16 protein-coding genes and 1 tRNA gene are annotated in these 23,205 nt (G+C 36.2%); 13 read left to right on the forward strand and 4 right to left on the reverse strand.

All coding sequences use genetic code 11. The features are described from left to right. Positions 1 to 56: 56 nt before the first annotated feature. From ABW636_RS03765 to ABW636_RS03775, 3 genes are all read right to left on the reverse strand, one after another. Positions 57 to 144 (reverse strand) — tRNA-Ser (locus ABW636_RS03765). 67 nt (positions 145 to 211) lie between these two features. Next, positions 212 to 1,246 carry an asparaginase gene (locus ABW636_RS03770; protein ID WP_367588614.1) on the reverse strand — a complete coding sequence of 345 codons (1,035 nt, stop codon included), beginning with the start codon at positions 1,244 to 1,246 and terminating at the stop codon, positions 212 to 214. A 38-nt stretch (positions 1,247 to 1,284) separates the two neighbouring features. After that, entirely contained in the window at positions 1,285 to 2,073 is a 789-nt protein-coding gene (locus ABW636_RS03775) for a TatD family hydrolase (RefSeq protein ID WP_367588615.1), read from the reverse strand. Positions 2,074 to 2,282: 209 nt separating this feature from the next. Here ABW636_RS03775 and ABW636_RS03780 point away from each other — a divergent pair, with 209 nt between their 5' ends. The 12 genes from ABW636_RS03780 (at position 2,283) to rodA (ending at position 20,311) form a co-directional block, all read left to right on the forward strand. Continuing rightward, positions 2,283 to 2,720, forward strand: coding sequence for a retropepsin-like aspartic protease (locus ABW636_RS03780; RefSeq protein ID WP_367588616.1), 438 nt, complete (start codon positions 2,283 to 2,285; stop codon positions 2,718 to 2,720). A gap of 532 nt (positions 2,721 to 3,252) precedes the next feature. Next, on the forward strand, positions 3,253 to 4,215 hold the full coding sequence (locus tag ABW636_RS03785; RefSeq protein ID WP_367588617.1) for a methionyl-tRNA formyltransferase: 963 nt from the start codon (positions 3,253 to 3,255) through the stop codon (positions 4,213 to 4,215). 41 nt (positions 4,216 to 4,256) lie between these two features. Next, positions 4,257 to 4,859, forward strand: coding sequence for a phage tail protein (locus tag ABW636_RS03790; RefSeq protein WP_367588618.1), 603 nt, complete (start codon positions 4,257 to 4,259; stop codon positions 4,857 to 4,859). Between the two features lie 255 nt (positions 4,860 to 5,114). Continuing rightward, on the forward strand, positions 5,115 to 11,675 hold the full coding sequence (locus ABW636_RS03795; protein ID WP_367588619.1) for an Ig-like domain-containing protein: 6,561 nt from the start codon (positions 5,115 to 5,117) through the stop codon (positions 11,673 to 11,675). Between the two features lie 96 nt (positions 11,676 to 11,771). Next, on the forward strand, positions 11,772 to 12,620 hold the full coding sequence (locus ABW636_RS03800) for a PorP/SprF family type IX secretion system membrane protein (protein WP_367588620.1): 849 nt from the start codon (positions 11,772 to 11,774) through the stop codon (positions 12,618 to 12,620). Between the two features lie 204 nt (positions 12,621 to 12,824). Then, positions 12,825 to 13,076, forward strand: coding sequence for a hypothetical protein (locus ABW636_RS03805; RefSeq protein ID WP_367588621.1), 252 nt, complete (start codon positions 12,825 to 12,827; stop codon positions 13,074 to 13,076). A gap of 59 nt (positions 13,077 to 13,135) precedes the next feature. Further along, positions 13,136 to 14,668, forward strand: a complete 1,533-nt coding sequence (gene purH / locus ABW636_RS03810) for a bifunctional phosphoribosylaminoimidazolecarboxamide formyltransferase/IMP cyclohydrolase (protein ID WP_367588622.1) — start codon at positions 13,136 to 13,138, stop codon at positions 14,666 to 14,668. Between the two features lie 44 nt (positions 14,669 to 14,712). Next, entirely contained in the window at positions 14,713 to 15,741 is a 1,029-nt protein-coding gene (locus tag ABW636_RS03815; protein ID WP_367588623.1) for a rod shape-determining protein, read from the forward strand. Positions 15,742 to 15,870: 129 nt separating this feature from the next. Beyond that, positions 15,871 to 16,683 carry a rod shape-determining protein MreC gene (gene mreC / locus ABW636_RS03820; protein ID WP_367588624.1) on the forward strand — a complete coding sequence of 271 codons (813 nt, stop codon included), beginning with the start codon at positions 15,871 to 15,873 and terminating at the stop codon, positions 16,681 to 16,683. 3 nt (positions 16,684 to 16,686) lie between these two features. Continuing rightward, positions 16,687 to 17,193, forward strand: a complete 507-nt coding sequence (locus ABW636_RS03825; RefSeq protein ID WP_367588625.1) for a rod shape-determining protein MreD — start codon at positions 16,687 to 16,689, stop codon at positions 17,191 to 17,193. Next, entirely contained in the window at positions 17,190 to 19,058 is a 1,869-nt protein-coding gene (mrdA, locus tag ABW636_RS03830) for a penicillin-binding protein 2 (protein ID WP_367588626.1), read from the forward strand. Before ABW636_RS03825 ends, mrdA begins: the two co-directional genes overlap by 4 nt. Then, positions 19,058 to 20,311: a rod shape-determining protein RodA gene (gene rodA, locus ABW636_RS03835; protein ID WP_367588627.1), complete on the forward strand. Its 1,254-nt coding sequence runs from the start codon at positions 19,058 to 19,060 to the stop codon at positions 20,309 to 20,311. The genes mrdA and rodA overlap by 1 nt, the downstream gene beginning before the upstream one ends. Before the next feature lie 5 nt (positions 20,312 to 20,316). Here the strand turns inward: rodA and ABW636_RS03840 are convergent, their stop codons facing one another. Beyond that, positions 20,317 to 21,117, reverse strand: a complete 801-nt coding sequence (locus ABW636_RS03840) for a DNA/RNA non-specific endonuclease (RefSeq protein WP_367588628.1) — start codon at positions 21,115 to 21,117, stop codon at positions 20,317 to 20,319. A 367-nt stretch (positions 21,118 to 21,484) separates the two neighbouring features. On the opposite strand from ABW636_RS03840, the gene ABW636_RS03845 reads away from it, so the two are divergent. Continuing rightward, positions 21,485 to 23,077, forward strand: a complete 1,593-nt coding sequence (locus ABW636_RS03845; RefSeq protein WP_367588629.1) for a vitamin K epoxide reductase family protein — start codon at positions 21,485 to 21,487, stop codon at positions 23,075 to 23,077. The last annotated feature ends 128 nt before the right edge of the window (positions 23,078 to 23,205 follow it).

Raw genomic sequence — 23,205 nt, forward strand, 5'->3', positions numbered from 1 at the left:
TAAAGGGTTAAAGATATAAAAATTATATAAAAATTATTAAAAAATTAATAATAATGCAGAGAGGAAGGGATTCGAACCCTCGATACGCTTTTGACGTATACACACTTTCCAGGCGTGCGCCTTCGACCACTCGGCCACCTCTCTGTAATTTCTCCCGAAAAAAGGGATGGGCAAATAACAAAAAAAATGTTATATGGTAAAATTTGAGGCGTTAATTTTCAGACATTTCACCTCTCAAAGAGGTTTCATAGATGGTTTTGAGAACCTTAAGCGGTAAATTTTCTCCTAACAAATACATTAATTTTGCTACTGCAGCCTCTGTAGTAATATCTTTTCCTGATATTACACCTGCATTTTTTAGGGCAACACTCGTATCATATTTACCCATTTCGACACTTCCTCCTATACATTGTGTAACATTTACAATAGGAACCCCTCTTTTTATCATATCAGAAACCAAGGTAATAAACCACTTTTTTGTTGTAGTATTACCTGCTCCATAGGTTTCTAAAACAATCCCTTTTATAGAAGAAATAGCAAAAAGACTCTTTAAAATCTCTTCACTTATCCCCGGAAACATTTTAACGATAATAACAGCATTATCAAAATGAGTATGATACACTATCTTTTTTCGCTTATTTGCTTTAAACAAAAAAGAAGAGTTTACCTTAAGATGAACTCCGGACTCTACCAAAGATGGATAATTAAGAGATTTAAATGCTTCGAAATGTTCTGCATTAATTTTTGTTGTTCTGTTAGCTCTCAGTAATTTATATTCAAAATAAAGACCAACCTCTGTAATTACAGGCTTTCCTTTTTCTTGCAAAGCTGCTATTTGAACAGCGGTAATTAAATTTTCTTTTGCATCGGTTCGCAGGTCTCCTATCGGCAATTGTGATCCAGTAAAAACTATTGGCTTAGAAAGGTTTTCAAACATAAAACTAATAGCAGATGCTGTATATGACATCGTATCACTACCATGTAACACAACAAAGCCATCATACGTATCATAATTATCATAAATAATATCTCCTAGTTTTTTCCAATATATTACATTCATATCAGAAGAATCGATAGGTTTTTCATACCCTACCGTGGTAATATTACAATCTAATTGTTTAAGTTCTGGTATATTTAACAACAACTCATCAAAATCAAAAGCAACCAAAGCTCCTGTTTCAAAGTCCTTGATCATCCCTATGGTCCCTCCGGTATATATTAGTAATATGTCTGGTGATGTATTCATAAAGGCAAAAGAACTAATTTTATATGATATTTAATTAATTAGATCCCAAATATATCTTTCGAATTTTGAGTAGTAATTGCTGCAATTTCTTCGACAGATTTTTGATACACCACTGCAAGCTTCTCTATCACATTAATCAAGTAAGAACTTTCATTACGTTTCCCACGGTATGGTGTAGGTGCCAAATAAGGTGCATCTGTTTCTAAAACAACATGTTCTAATGCTATTTGATTTAGAAAAGTATCTATTTTTCCGTTTTTAAAGGTTACCACCCCTCCTATTCCCAATTTCATATTATATCCTATTGCACGATGTGCATCTTCTAGTGTCCCTGTAAAGCAATGAAAAATACCAAACAAGTCTTCTCCTTTTTCTAACTCTAAAACTTCAAAAACTTCAGAAAAAGCATCTCGACAATGTATCACTATAGGGAGTTCATATTTTTTTGCCAATTGTATTTGAAATCGAAATGCTTCTTTTTGTGCATTCAAAAATGTTTTATCCCAATATAGATCCACCCCTATTTCACCTATGGCATAAAACTTCTTTTTACCATTTCCCTCTAATCGATTTCTAAGCTCTTCTTCTACATGCTTCAACTCATCCTTATAATTTTCCTTAACATGTGTAGGATGTAATCCCATCATTAAAAAAACATGTGCTGGATATTTGGATTCTATCTCGTACATTGACGTTGTATAGGTTGAATCAATTGCGGGAACAAAAAAACGTGTTACTCCATTAGCAATTGCTCTTTGCATCATTTGGTCTTGATCTTCTTCAAAAGCTTCGCTGTAAATATGGGTATGGGTATCGGTTAGTATCATGCCGCAAAAATATTAAATTTTGTGAGTCCTTATCCTTCTTTTAAAATAGAAATCAACTTCTTTTAGTATAAAAGTGTTTTTCAATATTAAATAACTATTGCTCACACACATAACTATTTTAGAAACAATGGCATTTCTTACTCATTAGGGTATATTCTTTTATTTATCTTATTTACACTACATTTACCCAAGTTTTTTTATAATTTCTAATGAGTACTCTTCGAAAATTTTTAACCCAAAAAGGATATTTTCCAATTAAACTAACGCTTACCAAAACAAATCATTTTGAGATTAAAGCAATACTAAATGGTGTTGAAGGAGATTTTATTGTGGATACTGGTGCATCTAATTCTTGTGTCGGTTTTGAAGCTGTAGAAAAATTCGCCCTATTTACGCAGGACAGTGATGTTCTTGCAGCAGGAGCAGGAGCAACAGATATGGTTACTAAACTTTCTAAGAAAAATACAATTCAAATAGGAAAATGGCATAAAAAAAGAATTCCTTTGGTTTTATTTGATCTTAATCATGTCAACACGGCATTGATCGCACATCAGGCAACACCTGTAGATGGGATCATTGGCGCAGATATTTTAAAGAAAGGGAAAGCTGTCATCGATTACGAAAAAAAATGCCTGTATTTAAAGTAATAATTTAGGTTAAATAGATATAACTCACACCTTTTTATTAACCTCGCATTTTCTTCCCATTACAACTATTTGATTAAGGAAAAACACACTTTTTCTCTAACTAAAAATCACATAATAGCTAAAAAATTATCGGAATTTGATTAAAAACAAAGTACCAGAACAAGTTCATTTGTTTTTTTTTACTAAATTTATGCATAGATCGTTACTACATATATCTATTAATATCTTCAAAATTACCCCTAAGACAGAAATTAAGTTATTGTAGAAGTAACAAGCACATGTCAAAAGTTTTAAAACCTTTTCAAAACAAATTGATATGTCACGCAACAAAAAACTCTCAACACATTCTTTCAAAATTATCAAACCAAAAACTTTTTGGTATCTAATAGTACACAAAACTCATGTGCTGGAGAAAAAAATATTCAATTCAGGTAATTATACGTGTTGACTTATCCCTTTACTATCCTTTTTCTTTGAAAAAAAGAAGCAACTAAAAAAAACATCTTAAAACCTAATACCTGAATTACAAAATATGAAAGTTATTCTCATAGGAAATTTTCCCACTTCTATTTCATTATACAATTATTTATCTACAAATGAACTTTTGACAGGAGTTTGCTTTCAAGAATCCAACAACCTACTATCTGATCAAATATCTTGGAAAAACTCAATTCAAAAAGATGGCTATAAAACGTTTAGCACAAACAAACAAAACCTCAACAAAGAATTTATTAGTTGGCTGAGAGAGCAAGCGCCCGATATCGTGTTAGTCTGTGGTTTTTCTTTAAAAATTCCTAAAGATGCATTACTGATTCCTACCTATGGGTTTCTAAACATTCATTTCGGAAAATTACCCGTAAACCGAGGTCCTGACCCTTTGTTTTGGTCAATCAAAAACCAAGAAAAAAATACTGCTATCACTATACATCAAATGGATGAAAACTGGGATACAGGCAAAATACTTTTAGAGCATTCGACACCCATCATACCCGGAGAAACTATGGGAATGCTTAATTCTAAAATGAGTTATGCACTCTCTGAAATCATAGAAAAAGCTATTAGATTAGGGGTATCTAATGAAAATTACAAGCCTCAATCCTTAGACAAACCTCACAACTATCGTTTTGCTCCTAATTTATCTGAAACAACAATTATTTGGGAAGAACAAACCGCAGATGATATTGAAAATTTAGTAAATGCATGCAACCCTAAATATGGCGGAGCAACCACGTATTACCAGGGTTCACCTATCAAAATTCTTGAGGTTTCACCTGTCAATGGACAAGTACCATTATTAGGCAAAACCCCAGGAGAAATAGTGCACGCGCATCCGCAAGAGGGACTGTTCATATGTTGTAAGTACGGAAAACTTTTAAAAATAAATATTATAAGTTCTGATGCAGGCATATTAACAGGTAACAAGTATGTACACTTAGGACTGCGACAAGGACAATTATTCACCTCTCAGCTCAAAACACTCAGTATGCAAGTATAAAAATCATAACATTATTTATCAACTCTTAAATCTAAAACATTATGGATGGAAACATTGGAGAAATTCGTTTATTCGCAGGTAATTTCGCCCCAAGAGCATGGGCATATTGCAACGGACAATTACTAGCTATTTCACAAAACACAGCATTATTCTCGATCATAGGAACTACCTATGGAGGAGATGGAAGAACCACAATGGGACTACCCGATCTGCGAGGTCGTGTACCTATTAGCGAAGGAACAGGGCCAGGCTTGAGCACTCATAGACTGGGTGCAAGAGGTGGAACAGAAACGGTAACATTAACCACAGCTCATATGGCTAACCATTTTCACCAGGTATCAAAAACCGGGGCGCTTGAAGTTAACACCGTAATTAGGACATCATCGCAAGATGGAGATCATTCGGTGCCCACCCCCAATTCGGTACTGGCTGGAGCCAAAGATATTAATGGTGACCCTATTAATATATACTCATCAAACCCCGATAGCAACCTTGATCCTAGCGTTAGCCCAAGCACCGTTATAGATCAACAAAACATTTCTGTACTTCCCACCGGAGGTCAGCAACCCACAACCATCATGCAACCGTACTTAACCTTGCATTACATTATTTGCTTGCAAGGTGTTTTTCCTCAAAGAAGTTAACATTATTATCATGAAATAATAGACTAGAGGGCTCTAATCTTCTAGTCTATTACTAATTAAACAGATGGCTTATCGGTGATATTTCAGGTTTCAATTGGCAGGAATTTCTATTAAGAAAACACCTTTAATCCATAAGCTACTGAAGTACTAAAACACAATTCCTAAGCAATCCACAAACTTCTTATACCTCACATGATAAACCTGTCTTAAGAGTTCTAATTGATGATTTTACATAGACAACAATCAATCTACATTATGAAAAATAGCAAACATTCTCTAATTCTTTTTATAATTACCTCATTACTTAACTTTTATGGTTACACACAATTAGCTAAAGGAGACCTAGCCATTGTAGGATTTAATTCTGATGTATCTCCTGATCAAATGGCTTTAGTGGCTTTAGCCAATATTCCCTCTGGACAGACTATTCACATTTCTGATTACCCATGGGATGGCGCTGCATTCAATACTTCATCTACATCCAATGGAGCACTTACGTGGACAACCACCTCTAGTGTTCCTGCAGGGACTTTATTAAACATCACTATCACTACTCCGGGTATCATAGCGGGAGACCTAACCACCTATGGAAGTGTTTCGTCTACCGGATGGACCGGTTCTGTAACAGCAGTTGCTGTAGCAAGTGGAGGGGACAGCTGGTTAATTTACCAGGGAGCTTCACCAACAGGAACTCCATCAAACTGGGTGTATGGATTTGCTAATTGGTCTACCTCTTCAGGAACAAATCCCAATGAATGGAGAACATCTGGAAGCGTAAGTACAACCACTTCTTATTTACCCACAGATTTGACACTAGGAACAGACGCCGTAGCAATCACGACTGCAGCTGGAGGACATGCCGATAATTTAGTTTACGGAGGCACCTTGACCGGAGATAAAGCAACAATTTTGGCTGCTATCAGTACTCATGGAAACTGGAGCGGTAGTGAAACAGCAATGCAAGATATTAGTCCCGGAGGAGCGAATTTCCCTGGTACTCAACCTATTTTTACTGTATCAGGAGGAAATACCGCACCAGTTATCGGAGGCACCCTGGCTGGACAAGCAGTAAATGACAATAGTACAATCACTCCATTTTCTACCATTACAACAATAGATGCAGACGGAGACAATCTTACCGCTACGATCACTCTTGATACTAATGCAAAAGGTGTAATTACCGGGGCTGATTCTGGAACCGGACCTTATACGATGAACAGTCGAACAACTGCCGCCATGCAAACCGCAATTAGAGCATTAAGTTTTAATCCAACCGACAATAGAACATCAACCACAGAAACAACCACATTTACCGTTCTAATTAATGATGGCGCCGATAATGACTCTGACAATACTACTACTGTAATTTCTAGCGCGGTTGGTCCAAATATTACTGCAATTAGCATCCCTAATGCGGCTATGAAAGTGAATGATATGGTAACAGCTACGATTACTGTAGATAGTGACACTGATGATTACACCACAGGTTCTGGTGGTATCTCTGGAACGATTGGTGGTTTCACCTTAGGAAGTTTGTCCAGAACAAACAGTACAACATATACGGCAGTTTTTACCGTATCAGAAGGAGGCACAGATATAGCAGCAGGAAGTACAATTCCTGTAAGCGTAACACTAACAGATTCTGGAGGCAAAGCAGGAAATACTTTTAGCACTCCCATTACTCAAAACGCTGATGCCATAGATGCAAATTCGCCTAGTGTGACTAGTGTAGCCATACCCAACAGTGCTACAAAAGTAGGAGACAATATCACTGTAACAGTTATTGCCAGTGAAGCTGGTTTAAGTCTTACGTCTGGAAGTGTAAATGGAGTTGTGGTAACAGGATTTAGCGATGATGGCGGTGGTAGCTATAGTACTACTTATACTGTAGCAGAAGGAAATACTGATAGAGCTGCCGGAGATAATATTCCTGTAAGTTTTGTGCTAACAGATGCAGCAGGTAATAACTCGGCTACTTTTAATACAGCTATTAGTCAAAATGCAGATGCCATTGATGCAAATTCACCCAGTGTGACCAATGTAACCATACCCAATAGCGCTGCAAAAGTAGGAGATAATATTACGGTAACCATTACCGCAAGCGAGGCAGGGCTAAGCCTTACCTCAGGAAGTGTAAATGGAGTTGCTGTAACAGGATTTAGCGATGATAGTGGCGGTAGTTATAGTGCTACCTATACCATAGTCGAAGGAAATACCGATAGAGCAGCTGGAGATAACATACCGGTAAGTTTTGTAATGACAGATGCAGCTGGTAATAACTCAAGTACCTTTAACACGGCTATTAGTCAAAACGCAGATACCATAGATGCAAACTCCCCAAGTGTAACCGATGTAACCATACCTAACAGTGCTGCAAAAGTAGGAGATAATATTACGGTAACTATTACCGCAAGTGAAGCTGGTTTAAGCCTTACCTCGGGAAGTGTAAACGGTGTTAATGTAACAGGATTTAGCGATGATAGTGGAGGTAGTTACAGTGCTACTTATACTGTGGCAGAAGGAAATACCGATAGAGCTGCAGGAGATAATATCCCAGTAAGCTTTATACTGGCTGATGCGACAGGGAATAACTCGGCTGCTTTTACTACTGCAATCAGTCAAAATGCTGATGCTGTAGATGCAAATTCACCCAGTGTGACGAGTGTATCCATCCCTAATAGTCCCGCTAAAGTAGGAGACAATATTACTGTAACGATTATTGGTAGTGAAGCCGGTTTAAGCCTTACCTCAGGAAGTGTAAATGGGGTTGCTGTTACAGGATTTAGCGATGATGGCAGTGGAAATTATAGTGCTACCTATACCGTAGCTGAAGGAAACACGGATAGAGCAACTGGAGATGATATCCCGGTAAGTTTTGTCCTAGCAGATGCAGCAGGTAATAACTCGGCTACTTTTAATACAGCTATTAGTCAAAATGCAGATGCCATTGATGCAAATTCACCCAGTGTGACCAATGTAACCATACCCAATAGTGCTGCAAAAGTAGGAGATAATATTACGGTAACCATTACTGCAAGCGAGTCAGGGCTAAGCCTTGCCTCAGGAAGTGTAAATGGAGTTGCTGTAACAGGATTTAGTGATGATAGTGGCGGTAGTTATAGTGCTACCTATACCATAGTCGAAGGAAATACAGACAGAGCTGCAGTAGATAATATCCCGGTAAGCTTTGTGCTAGCAGATCCTGCTGGTAATAACTCAGCTACTTTTAACACAGCTATTAGCCAAAATGCTGATGCGATTGATGCCAACTCCCCAAGCGTAACCAATGTAACCATACCCAACAGTGCTACAAAAGTAGGAGACAATATTAACGTAAGTATTACCGCAAGTGAAGCCGGTTTAAGCCTTACTTCAGGAAGTGTAAATGGAGTTACTGTTACAGGATTTAGTGATGATAGTGGTGGAAATTACAGTGCTACTTATACCGTTGCAGAAGGAAATACCGATAGAGCTGTAGGAGATGATATTCCTGTAAGTTTTGTACTGGCTGATGCGGCAGGTAATAATTCGGCTGCTTTTACTACTGCAATCAGCCAAAATGCTGATGCTATAGATGCAAATTCACCCAGTGTGACCAGTGTATCCATCCCCAATAGCGCTACAAAAGTAGGAGATAATATTTCCGTAACTATTACTGCCAGTGAAGCAGGTTTAAGTCTTACTTCAGGAACCGTTAACGGAGTTTCGGTAACGGGATTTAGTGATGATGGTGGTGGCAACTATAGCGCTGTCTATACAGTAGCAGAAGGAAATACCGATAGAGCTGCCGGAGATAATATTCCTGTAAGTTTTGTCCTAGCAGATCCCGCTGGTAACAACTCAGCCTCCTTTACCACTGCTATTAGTCAAAACGCCGATGCTATCGACGCCAATTCACCAGTAATAACAAACGTATCTATTCCAAATGTAACCATGAATGTCAATGATGTCGTGACGGCAACTATTACTGTGAATAGCGACACTGATGATTATACAACAGGATCCGGAGGAATCTCGGGAACCATAGGAGGGTTTGCTCTAGGAAGTCTAAGTAAAACAAATAATACAATTTATACCGCAACTTTTACCATCCTAAGTAGCGGAACCAGTGTCGCGGCTGGAGATGACATTCCTGTGAGTTTATCAATGACCGATTCAGCAGGTAATACCGGTACTACATATACCACACCAATCAGTCAGGCTAGTGACCCTATATTTACATTACCATCTGTAGCATTTGCAAGCACTAGTAGCAGCAATGCAGAAAGTGTATCTTCTACAAATCTAGCCGTTAACTTATTCCCTTCCAGTGCGTCTACCATAACTGTAAATTATGCTGTAACGGGTACAGCAACAGCAGGTACTGATTATACACTTGCAAACGGAACCTTAACATTTAGTCCAGGAAGCACCAGTGAAAATATCACTATTGCAAGCATCATCAATGATGCAATTGTAGAAAGTGATGAAACAATAATCGTTACTTTATCAAATCCCTCTAATGCAAATTTAGGAACAAATACACAGCATACATATACCATCACCAATGATGATACTGCAGCGGTAACTATAGATGATGTCATGGCAAATGAAAATACTGGATCGGTAACATTTACTTTGACGTTGGACAACGAGGTCGATGGTGGCTTTGATGTAGATGTGAGCACCGCTGATGGCACAGCAACCACTGCTGATAGTGATTATACTGCAATAAGTGCTTCTACAGAAACTTTTACAGGAAACGCAGGTGAAACCCAAACAATTGTAGTAACACTTGGTGCTGATACCAAAGTGGAAGCTGACGAGACTTTTACAGTATCAATGAGTGCGTTGGTCGCCACAACAGTAACTGCCGGAAACATCTCTATTACTGATGGTGCGACCGGAACCATTACTAACGATGATAACGCAACAGTCACCATTGCCAATGTTAGTGGAAACGAAGATGATGGTGCCATTACGGTTGTCGTTACTTTAGACAATGCTGTGGATGGTGGTTTTGATGTAGATGTAAACACTGCTGATGGAACAGCAACCACAGCAAATAATGACTATACTGCCGTAAATGCACAAACATTAACTTTTGCAGGAACAGCAAACGAAACTGAAACTTTTACAGTTACCCCAACCGCTGATATCGTCGTAGAAAGTAATGAAACTCTTACCATATCGATAAATTCGTTAGTAGCTACCACAGTATCATCAAGTGATATCGATATTACAGATGGCGCAACTATAACCATCCTCAACGACGATATCACGATTACAGCACCGACAGATGTTTGTATAAATTCTGGAACACAAACCGGTTTAGGAAGCGGATTACCTACTGGAGGAGTATACTCGGGGCCTGGAGTTACAGATGATAGTAACGGAATGACCTATAGTTTTGATCCTTCATCAGCCGGAGCCGGAGTGCATACGATAATTTATACCGTAGGAATCGGCAGTGCAAATGACAATATAGAAGTATTTGCTATTCCAACAGTTACCTTTACACCTCCTTCTGATCTTTGTATAGATGCTGGAATACAAACAGGATTGAGCGGAGGAACACCAACAGGAGGCACATATTCTGGTCCAGGAGTTACCGATGATGGTAACGGAATGACCTATTCACTCAACCCAATGACCGCGGGTACAGGAACACATACAATTACCTACTCGTTTACCGATGGTAACAATTGCTCAAATTCGTCAAGCTCTAGTGTTACTGTTACTACTTTAGACGATGCATCTTTCAATTATAGTGCAACAGCATATTGTATTGATGGCACAGATCCAACTCCTACCATCACAGGGTTAACAGGAGGATTATTCTCTTCTACTCCTTCTGGATTAAGTATAAGCAGCAGCTCGGGAGCAATTGATGTTTCTGATTCAACACCAAATACGTATACTATCACCTACACAACCACAGGAACATGCGCACAAAACAGCAATACAACCATAACAATCAATGCGCTTGATGATGCCTCATTTAACTATGACGCGGCTACATACTCGCAATCAGATCCTGACCCAACGCCAATTATCACCGGATTAGCAGGAGGAACTTTCTCGGTTACCCCTGCTGGGTTAAACATTGATACTGGATCAGGGGCCATTAACCTTTTAGAATCAATACCTGATACATATACCATTACCTATACAACTTCTGGAAATTGTCCTAATAGTACTACTATCGATGTGACCATCAATGACAACATTGCTCCAACCGCCACTATCACTTTAGATGACAACGATTTAACAATTGGTGAAACAGCAACTGTAACCATAACCTTTTCTGAAGCTATTACTGGTTTTGATAATAGTGACCTAACTATTCCCAATGGAACGCTAAGCCCTGTAAGTTCTTCTGACGGAGGCATTACCTTTACAGCTGCCTTTACTCCTGTAGATGAAATTAACAATGCCAACAATATCATCATTCTTGACAACACAAAGATCGCAGATCTTGCCGGTAATGCAGGAATTGGAAATACAGAATCTGAAAATTTCAGTATCAATACTGAAGAAGTTGTAATACCTACCATTAGTTTCGACAAAGGGTTTTCTCCTAACGGAGATGGAGTTAATGATACTTGGGTGATAGAAGGTCTCGAAAACTTTGCCAATCATACCATTCAAGTTTTTAACCGATCAGGTAATAAAATATTCGAAGCCAAGGATTATCAAAATGATTGGGATGGTACCTCGAACGGAAATCTAGTATTTGGCAGTGACAAATTACCTCCTGGGCCTTACTATTTCATCATAGAATCTGGTATGAATGAAGTACCTCCAAAAACGGGTTGGATCTATATAAATTATTAAAAAACATAAAACCCTATTCGAGAAAGAATATTGTAATATTCGATAAAAAAACAAAAAACTACAATTAAGATGAATTACATAAAACATATAATTTTCATGCTTGCAGTTTCATTTGCGGGTTATTCACAACAAGACCCTCATTTTAGTCTTTACCGGTACAACATGAATGTTATCACACCTGCTTATGCTGGTACAAATGGTAACTTAGAAGCGGTATTAGGCGTTCGAAGTCAGTGGGCTGGAGTCCAGGGAGGGCCAGAAACCCTAAATTTTAACATAAACTCTCCCGTGGGAGAAAAAGTAGGTATAGGCCTAACCGCTATTAGTGATAACGTTTTCGTATTAGATGAAACGCATTTGTACGCAGACTTTTCATACAAAATAAAAGTAGGGTATGAATTAGATTTATTTGCAGGTGTAAAAGCTGGGGGAAGTTTTTTAAATATCAACCTTAATGAGGTAGGAATATCCAACGATCCATTGTTTGCTCAAAACGTAAGTACTTTTAATCCAAATATCGGAGTTGGTTTTTATCTCAAGGCTCCCAAATACTTTGTTACACTTTCTGCCCCGGGATTACTTGCAAATGATAGGTTCGAAAAAGAAGGAGTGAGTCCCGTTTCTGCAAATGATGATATTCCATTTTTTTTAGGAGGAGGTTATGATTTTAATCTTAGTGATGATTTCAAACTACGACCCTCTACTCTTACCAAAGTAGTAACAGGAGCCCCCATCACCATAGATATTACGGCTTCTGCTTTATACAAAGAAAGAATTGAATTAGGAACGAATTACCGATTAGATGAAAGTTTTACATTTTTCTTTACCGCTGGTTTCCTTGACAACATTTTAAATTTTGGATATGCATATGAATATGCCACAACAGACATCACCACCTACAACAATGGTACACATGAAGTTATCTTAAAGTTTAAACTCAAATGATTTGTAGAAGTCGCGCTTAAAGCCATAGTTATGTTACAAAAACACTTCATCATCTTCTTATTTTGAAGTGTTTTTGTTTCTCTACTCAAAAGGATAATTTCTGGCACCTTCTTATGTAAAATGTCTGGTAAAAGAAATAATCTTAAGTTTGGATGAACACTTTTAGCAAAAGCAAACATTTCTATAAGAAAAAATCATATTTCCGTGAACCGAGAAGACGTTTCTTTACATAGAGATGATATTTCCGTAGGAAGAGCACATATTTCTATGAGAAGAGATCGTATTTCAGTAAACCGAGAAGACATTTCTTTACACAGAGATGATATTTCCGTAGGAAGAGCACATATTTCTGTGAGAAGAGATCGTATTTCCGCAGACCGAGAAGACATTTCTTTACACAGAGATGAATTTCTATATCAAAGACATAGACATTTCTCACAAAACAATTACCTCTAATTCATTGTCTAATTGCATACTAAATTACTACTTTTGCATTTTACAAATTAAATTTACCCATGAGCAACACAAAAACTGCTAAATCTGCACTAATTTCTGTATTCAGTAAAGATGGATTAGCCCCAATCGTAGAAAAATTAAATGACCTTGGTATCACCATCTATTCTACTGGAGGTACCGAAAAATTTATTAAAGATTTAGGCATTAATGTAGTTCCTGTAGAAGATGTCACTTCTTATCCTTCTATACTTGGCGGAAGAGTTAAAACATTACATCCAAAAGTATTTGGAGGTATCTTAAATCGTCAAAATAATGACAGCGATGTAGCAGAACTAGAACAATACGAAATACCACAAATCGATATTGTTATCGTTGATTTGTATCCTTTTGAAAAAACGGTTGCTTCTGGAGCTTCTCAACAAGATATTATAGAGAAAATTGATATAGGTGGAATCTCATTAATTAGAGCAGCTGCCAAAAACTTTGCCGATGTTACCTGTGTAGCATCTGTAAACGATTATTCAGAATTCTTAGACGTTATTTCTGAAGGTAATGGAGCCATTTCTATCGAAGATCGTAAACGTTTTGCTGCCAAAGCATTTAATGTATCCTCACATTATGATGCTGCAATTTTCAACTATTTTAATACCGATCATGAGATCCCTTCGCTTAAAATTAGCGAAACTAAAGGTCAGGTTTTAAGATATGGAGAAAACCCGCACCAAAAAGGTTTGTTCTTTGGTGAGTTTGATGCTATGTTCGATAAGCTTCATGGTAAAGAGTTATCGTATAATAATTTATTAGATGTAGATGCAGCGGTAAATTTAATGAATGAGTTTAAAGGTGAAGATCCAACCTTTGCTATTTTAAAACACAACAATGCCTGTGGACTTGCACAACGTGCTACAGTCTTACAGTCTTATGTAGATGCACTAGCCGGAGATCCCACTTCAGCTTTTGGAGGTGTTTTAATTAGTAATTCTGAAATAGACAAAGCAACTGCAGAAGAAATTCATAAGCTTTTTTGCGAAGTTGTAATTGCTCCTGCTTATAGCGCTGACGCTTTAGAAATATTAAAAGGCAAAAAAAATAGAATTCTTTTAGTTCAAAAAGACATTGAATTGCCGACTACACAAGTACGTTCTTGTTTGAACGGAACATTAGTCCAGGGTAAAGACCTTAAAACAGATGCAGCAGAAGACCTTAAAACTGTTACCAAAGTTGCACCTACATCAGAACAAATTGAAGATCTTTTATTTGCTTCAAAAATCTGTAAACACACTAAGTCAAACACTATCGTTTTTACAAAAGGAAAACAATTGTTGGCAAGTGGTACAGGTCAAACTTCGAGGGTAGATGCATTACGACAATCTGTAGAAAAAGCAGCTTCTTTTAATTTTGATCTAAATGGTGCAGTAATGGCGAGTGATGCTTTCTTCCCATTTCCAGATTGTGTAGAATTAGCAGACAAAGCAGGGATCAAAGCTGTTATACAGCCAGGAGGTTCTATCAAGGATCAATTGAGTATAGATTACTGTGATGAAAACGGAATTGCGATGGTTATGACAGGAACACGTCATTTTAAACATTAATTTTAGTACATTTACGAAATTTAACCCCCTTTTTTAAACTTTTTATGGGATTTTTTGACTTCTTTACCGAAGAGATCGCGATAGATTTAGGAACCGCGAATACCTTAGTAATTCACAATGACAAAGTAGTAGTAGATAGTCCTTCTATAGTTGCCAGAGATATTATGACTGGTAAAATCATAGCTGCAGGAAAAGAAGCAGCCATGATGCAAGGAAAAACTCACGAAAATATCAAAACGATACGTCCTCTTAAAGATGGTGTAATTGCTGATTTTGATGCTAGTGAGAAAATGATAAGTATGTTTATCAAAGACATTCCTGCCTTAAAGAAAAAGTTATTTGCTCCGGCTTTACGTATGGTGATATGTATTCCTTCTGGAATCACTGAAGTAGAGATGCGTGCGGTAAAAGAAAGTGCCGAACGTGTAAACGGTAAAGAAGTATATCTTATACACGAACCTATGGCTGCAGCTATAGGTATCGGTATTGATATTATGCAACCCAAAGGTAATATGATTGTTGATATAGGAGGGGGTACTACAGAAATTGCAGTCATTGCTTTGGGAGGAATTGTTTGTGATAAATCTGTAAAAATTGCAGGAGACGTTTTCACAAACGATATTATATATTATATGCGAACACAACATAATTTATATGTAGGTGAACGCACTGCAGAAAAAATTAAAATACAAATAGGTGCCGCTACAGAGGATTTGGAATTACCTCCAGAAGAAATGAATGTACAGGGGCGTGATTTGCTTACCGGAAAACCAAAACAAGTTCAGATTTCATATCGAGAAATGGCCAAGGCATTAGACAAATCGATACTACGTATCGAAGATGCTGTTATGGAGACGTTGTCACAGACTCCTCCAGAATTAGCTGCAGATATCTATAACACCGGTATCTATCTTGCAGGTGGTGGTTCTATGCTTCGTGGCTTAGACAAACGCTTATCGCAAAAGACAGATTTACCAGTATACATAGCAGAAGACCCATTAAGAGCAGTTGTTAGAGGAACAGGAATTACGCTTAAAAATTTAAATAGATATAAAAGTGTACTTATAAAATAATTGAAAAAACTATCTTTATAATATACCTAATTTTCTGATTTTACGTTATCCTGCATTAAAATACGGTTCTTAAAGAATTAACAACTGTATTTGTATGCTTAACTTAACAATCTTTATAGTCTAAATCACATGCGGCAGATTATTAATTTTTTAATAAAGAATAAACATTTTCTGCTATTTCTTTTGCTTTTATTTTTGTCTTTGATTTTTACAATTCAGTCACATTCATATCACAAAAGTAAATTTATAAGCTCTACTAATTTTTTAACCGGTGGGATTTATAATTGGCGATATTCTGTTAGTAATTATTTTAATCTTAAAACAGAAAACAAAAGGCTATTAGAAGAGAACGAAAGGTTAAGAAATCAATTAAGTGCTTTAGAAATAGATACGATCTCCAAAAAAATTATTGATACAGTATCCTTTGATGCACCTTATGCATTTACCAAATCAAGAGTTATTAAAAATGATTATAGTAAAACTGATAATTACATTTTAATTGACAAAGGTGAAAATGACAGCTTATTTGCCGATATGGGTGTGATAACAGATAAAGGGATTATTGGTATTATAGAAAACACATCAAAAAATTATAGCCGGGTAATTTCTATTCTCAACAGCAATTCCAGAATTAATGCCGGTTTAAAAAAATCAGACCAATATGGTTCTTTAACCTGGGATGGTAAGAATCCAAATATTGTTCAGTTAGAAACCATACCCAGACAAGCTATTTTAAAAGAAGGAGACACCATTATCACTCACGGAAGATCAACCATTTTTCCTAAAGGGATAGGAATTGGCACCATTCTAAATTATAAATTGAATCAAAACAAAAGTTATTATCTTATTGATGTTAAATTATTTAATGATATGACAAACATTGGTTTTGTTTACTCCATAGAAAACAAAAACGCTAATGAAATTAAGAGTTTAGAAAATTAAATTATGAATAAGGATATTATATTGCATATCATTAGGTTCGTTATTTTAGTTTTGGTACAGGTACTTATCCTTAACCATGTTAATTTCCTAGGTTTTTTAAACCCGTATATCTACATTATTTTTATTCTACTAGCTCCTATTAATATTAACAAAGGACTTTTTTTAGCCTTAAGTTTCTTATTAGGATTATGCATAGATATGTTTGGGGATTCTGGAGGAATACATGCCGCCGCCTGTACTATCATTGCTTTTTTTCGTCCCGTTGCTTTACGATCGGCTTTTGGTCTTAGCTATGAGTTTCAGACCGTAAAATTAAGCAACGTTCGTTTTGGTGAACGACTGGCCTATGTGGTACTCCTTGTTTTAACACATCATATTGTCCTTTTTTCGTTAGAAATTTTTAACTTCTCTCACATACTATTAATTATCAAAAAAGCGTTGTTCACCAGTATATTTACAATAGTGATAACCATGTTGGTTTTGGTGTTATTTAGAAGAAGTGATTCATGAGAAAACTCTTACTATACTTAATAATAGTTACCACGGGTATTGTCTTTGTTTCGAGGCTATTTTACCTGCAAATTTACAATACGTCGTTTGCCTCTTTATCAGAAGATAATGCGATCAAAGTAATTTATGATTACCCACAGCGTGGTGCAATTTATGATAGAAACGGAAAGCTTTTGGTAACTAATCAACCTTCTTATGATGTAATGGTGATCCCAAGAGAATTAAAACCTTTTGATACTTTAGAATTTTGTTCGATTCTTAAAATCACCAAAGAAAAACTCATTAAAAGATTAGATAAAGCCAGAAGATACTCTCCTAGGGTTCCTTCGATAGTCATACCGCAATTAACCAAAGACGAATATGCCTATCTTCAGGAAAAAATGAGGAAGTTTGAAGGATTTTATATTCAAAAACGATCACTTAGAGATTATCAGACTACACTTGCCGCTAATGTATTAGGTTATATTGGCGAGGTAAATGAACGATTAATTGCTAAAAACCCTTATTATATTTCTGGAGATCTAATTGGTATTGACGGTGTTGAAAAACAATACGAAAAAGAACTAAGAGGTATTAAAGGGGTAAAACGAATTCAAAAAGACCGTTTCAATAGAGATTTAGGCCCCTACAAAAACAGAAGATTTGATACCTTACCTGTAAACGGAAAAGACCTTACCATTACCCTGGATTCAAAGTTACAGGCATATGGTCAAAAATTAATGCAAAATAAAAGAGGAGGGATTGTTGCTTTAGAGCCCTCTACGGGAGAGATTTTGGCTCTGGTTACTGCTCCGACCTACAAACCTGAACTATTAGTAGGACGAAAACGATCTCCTAATTTTACCAAATTGTATTACGACACCATTGCCAAACCATTATTTGACAGAGGCCTACAAGGAGAATATCCTCCTGGGTCGCCTTTTAAAACCATTAATGGTTTAATTGGATTGCAAGAAGGGATTATAGATACCCAAGAAACTGTTTCCTGTAGTATGGGATACTATTACGGTAAAGGTCGAAAATTAGGATGCCATGCTCATTATGGCCCTCTTAGTATGATCCCTGGGATCGCGAACTCTTGTAACGCTTATTTTGCAACTGTTTACAGGAGGATTATTGAAAAGTATGACACTCCCCAAGAAGGAATGGATGTTTGGAGCAAACACGTTAAAAGCTTTGGATTGGGTAAATTTTTGGGTAACGATTTACCGGTTGGGAAACGAGGTAAGGTCCCAACATCAAAATATTATAACAAAGTATACCGTTACCCAACTTATAAATGGTATGCCTCAGCAACAATATCAAATGCCATAGGCCAGGGAGAAGTACTAGCCACTCCTATTCAACTGGCAAACATGACTGCTGCAATTGCCAACAGGGGATTTTATTACACACCACATATTATTAAAGCTATCGATGGCAAACCAATCGAAAATGAAAATTATACCATTGCAAAAGTAACTACCATAGATAAAGAGCATTTTGAACCGATTATACAGGGTATGCATGAAGTATACACAAGAGGTACTGCTGTTCATTTACAATCGAATAAGATCGATATTTGTGGAAAAACCGGTACTGCAGAAAACTTTACGAAAATAAATGGCGTAAAAACGCAGCTTACTGACCACTCCGTTTTTATTGCCTTTGCACCAAAAAACAATCCAAGAATTGCACTTGCAGTATTCATAGAAAACGGTTATTATGGTGCTCGTTATGCGGGCAAAATAGCGACCCTGATGATCGAAAAACATTTAAAAGAAGAAATTGAAAGAAAAGATCTGGAAGATTGGCTTCTTACTCATAGTCTAGAAGATGAATATGCCAAACCCTATAGCGGCCAACCTTTTAAAATTAATCAATAATGGCAAAGTCTAGTGTTGCTGCAATCGATTGGATAACAGTACTTATATTTATCGTACTCGTTGGTTTTGGGTGGGGAAATATTTACTCTGCATCCTACGAAATCGATGCTTTTTCTTTTTTTGACATATCACAAGTATATGTAAAGCAAGCTTATTGGATTCTACTAAGCCTTGTTCTTATCATTATTACACAAGCCATCGAAGCCAAATTCTATGAACGCTTTGCAGGTTTGATCTATGTAATATCCATACTCTCGCTTCTTGGCTTATTTGTCTTTGGTAAAAATGTAAACGGAGCTACCTCTTGGTATAGCTTTGGGCCTGTTGGATTACAGCCATCAGAGTTTGCTAAAGCATGTACCGCACTAGCATTAGCTAAGTTTTTAAGCGATATGCAGACCAATATAAAGCGTATTAATCATCAATTAAAAGCATTTTTGATTATTGCATTACCCGCTTTGGTGATTATACCTCAACCAGACCCTGGTAGTGCACTGGTATATGCTGCATTTTTCTTTCCTTTGTACAGAGAAGGGTTGGCTGCAATTTACTTAATTATAGGAGCCTCGTCTGCAGTACTATTTATACTCACCCTATTATTTAATCCGATTTGGGTAGTTCTTACTATTGCGGTAATCATGTTGTTTATTCTTATTAAAAAAAGAAAACAAAAACCAAAATACTCCAGATACCTACTTACCCTTTTGGTGATTAGTGGATTTTGTTTTTCTGTAAATTATATTTTTAATCATGTATTCGAGCAAAGACACAGAGATCGATTTAATATCGTTTTGGGTAAAGAAGTCGATGCCAAAGGAATCGGTTACAATACGAATCAAAGCGAAATTGCGATAGGTAGCGGGGGTTGGATTGGTAAAGGTTGGAAAGAAGGTACCCAAACCAAAGGAGGGTTTGTCCCTGAACAACATACCGATTATATCTTTAGTACCGTTGGAGAGGAATGGGGGTTTATAGGAGCTACTATTGTTGTTGCCTTGTTTGTCGTATTACTAATTCGGCTTATTTATCTTGCAGAACGGCAAAAAAACCAGTTTAGTAGGGTATATGGCTATAGTGTTATTGGCATTCTATTTACCCATTTTGCCATTAATGTAGGAATGGTTACCGGACTGATGCCCACCATTGGTATCCCTCTACCCTTTTTTAGTTATGGGGGATCCGGTTTATGGGGATTTACTGTGTTACTCTTTATCTTTGTAAAATTAGATGCTAATCGAGTTAATGAATGGTAATGCAATCAAAATTTCCAACCACCAAAAGAAGAACTAGCCTCTAACCTTTCCTCTATTTTATCTTCTAATGCTCCAAAAAAATCAATACCTGTTAAGTCTTCTATTTTATCTACAGGAACCACAAATTCTTTCAAAGCCTTATCTGTATCTTTATGAGGTATTAAAAATGCAATCATTTTTGGAGAAGCAGAAGAATCATCTAATATTACCTTATAAAAATAATTGGGTACAGAAACATGTTCGTAACCAATCGTTTTAAGTCCCTTTGATAACACACCTCCAGTTACTACGTATACCCCATTATATTTCTTTGCCCAGTAACGTACCTTTTGCTCAAGATCGTTCCAGATACCACTATTAAATTGATGATTTTGAGGGCTTATATTCGATGTTAGAAAAGTCTCTTCAAAAGCATCATAGGTAAATCTTCTATCACCTGCAGGGCATAAGTGTCCTCTGTCATAACCAGACTTCTTATAATTACGCCAATGCGCCGAAGAAGATCTTATCTTTTTGTCTTCTTCAAAATAAGGGCGTTTAAATTCGTTTTTGGACAGGTGTGACTTTTTTAATTCATATGCTACCCATTCTGCCTGTTCGTGCTTTTCAGAATAAGACAAAGCATAATGATCATGAACGATAACAACTCCGGTAGTAGATGATGGTAAATAATAAAACCCTTCATCTTTTATATCCTTTGTAGTTTTATTCGAAGCATTCGTCGTGTCTATATATTCTTCGGTATAGTAAAAAACAATAGTCACTATGATAATAAGGATAGGGTATATATATTTTCTTTTATTCATCAGTTTGCGATTATTAAGATGCGAAAATATTAAAATAGTCAGACAACTACATCTTGATTTCTAACGAATACTTATTTTCATTTTTAACCTTACCTGTGCAAAACATAATGTTCTTGTTTAAATAGAGTAGCTTATTATGTCTCATCTATTAACCAAGAGATCACAAAAAATCTATCTAATTACCATCATTTCAATTTATTTTCTTACTTATGCTTCCTTCGTTATTTTCTAATTTTTATATTAGCCATATCGCTTTTGATCATTACTTCTGGTTTTTACTTACAATTTTAATTTGTGCCATGAGTTATTACCCAAATTAATTGCGGTAAGCGTTCACATAAATATCATCTTAAAACAACATAAACCTATGAGTGCTACAATCGAAAAAATCGTAGAAAGTGTTTTAGTTCAAAACAATATTAGAGACTACGATAAGAAGGATTTAGAACTGCAATTACAAATACATCCAAGCTACCCAAGTTTTCAGTCTATTACAGATACGTTGGATTATTTTAGCATTGATAACATAGCTGTCGAAGTTCCTAAAGAAGCATTGGATCAACTTCCGGAAAGCTTCGTTTCTTTGATAAATACAGAAAAGGGAGAAGAGATCGTATCTGTTATCAAAGGAGAAAGTCATATCACCCTTAAACATGCTCCACAAAAGAAGAAAAAATACAGTTCTGAAGAGTTTAAAGAAATATGGGTTCCAAAAGTAATAGCTGTAGAATACAACAGTGCTCAAAAACTGTTTCAAAGTAACCGATCAGTTCTTCAAGTAGCTTTATTCTCTCTGTTGGCAATAGGGCTAGGCATCAGTATTTATAACAGGTCCTGGGATCTTACTCAAATAGTTTTCATTTTGTTATCGATTACCGGTACTGTATTTAGTTATTTTGCTTTAAGAGAAAGTCTGGGAATGCAATCTCAAGCCATGCATCAATTCTGTAATTCTATAGGAAATTCTAGCTGTAACGATGTCATCAATAATAATAGCGGTAAAATTTTTGGTAAAATTTCTTTGGCAGATGCCGGAATGATTTTTTTTAGCACAGTAACCCTATTTCAAATATTCTATGGTTTTGACACCGTTTTGCTTATTTCTTCGTTATTGGGTATCCCAATAGTTATTTATTCTTTATATGCGCAAGCATTTGTTGTCAAGAAATGGTGTGCGATATGTCTTGCTATAGGTATTATATCCATTGGTCTAGCAGCTGTAGCATTCTTCAACCTTCCGTTTACACTTTATTTTTATCCTACAATTAACTTTGTAGTGGTATTGTCTATTGTTGCCTTGTTATATTTCTTTTTAAAGGAAAAAATAGAGGAAAATAAAAAGTATAAAGGGGACAACTTAAAACTAAATCAATTTAAAAGAGATGAGCAGATTTATACTCATCTAATGGAACTATCTGAAAAAATTAAGGACAACTCTTCTATAGAAAATGAAATTGTACTGGGTAATTCAAATGCTCCATTAAAGATTATAGCGCTTTCTAATCCTATGTGTGGATATTGTAAAGATGCTTTTGAAGCTTATACAAGAGTTCTAAAATCTCTGGGAGATCAGCTTCAGATTCGCATTAGATTTAATGTAAATGTAGAAGATACTAATAATCAAGCTGCACAAATTGTTTTTACACTTTTTGACATTTATAGCAAAAAAGGGGCTGATGGATTTATTGAGGCATATAACAGCTGGTTCACCGACAGAACACATAGTACCTGGATGAAAAAACATACTATTCCTCAGAATTTTAATGAAATCTCAGAAGTAGTAAAAAAGCAATCAGAATGGGCACAACAAAACAATGTCTACTATACTCCAGCTTCTTTGATTAATGATACGCTATATCCTCAAAAATATAGTTATTCAGAGTTTTTTCATTTTATGAATATGACAGTCGAAAAACATAATAGTTCTAAATCGGAATCCCCAGAGACCGTTGAAGCTTAAATCATTTTTTTCATAGGCTGTATATAACCTCTAAAGTATATACAATTTTCTATTCACACATTTCTTTACTGTGCGAATAGAAAATTCATAATTAATAACAAAACCCCTGTTTTCAGGGTAAAATGTGA

The organism is Aquimarina discodermiae (assembly GCF_040786235.1).
Classification (GTDB): domain Bacteria; phylum Bacteroidota; class Bacteroidia; order Flavobacteriales; family Flavobacteriaceae; genus Aquimarina.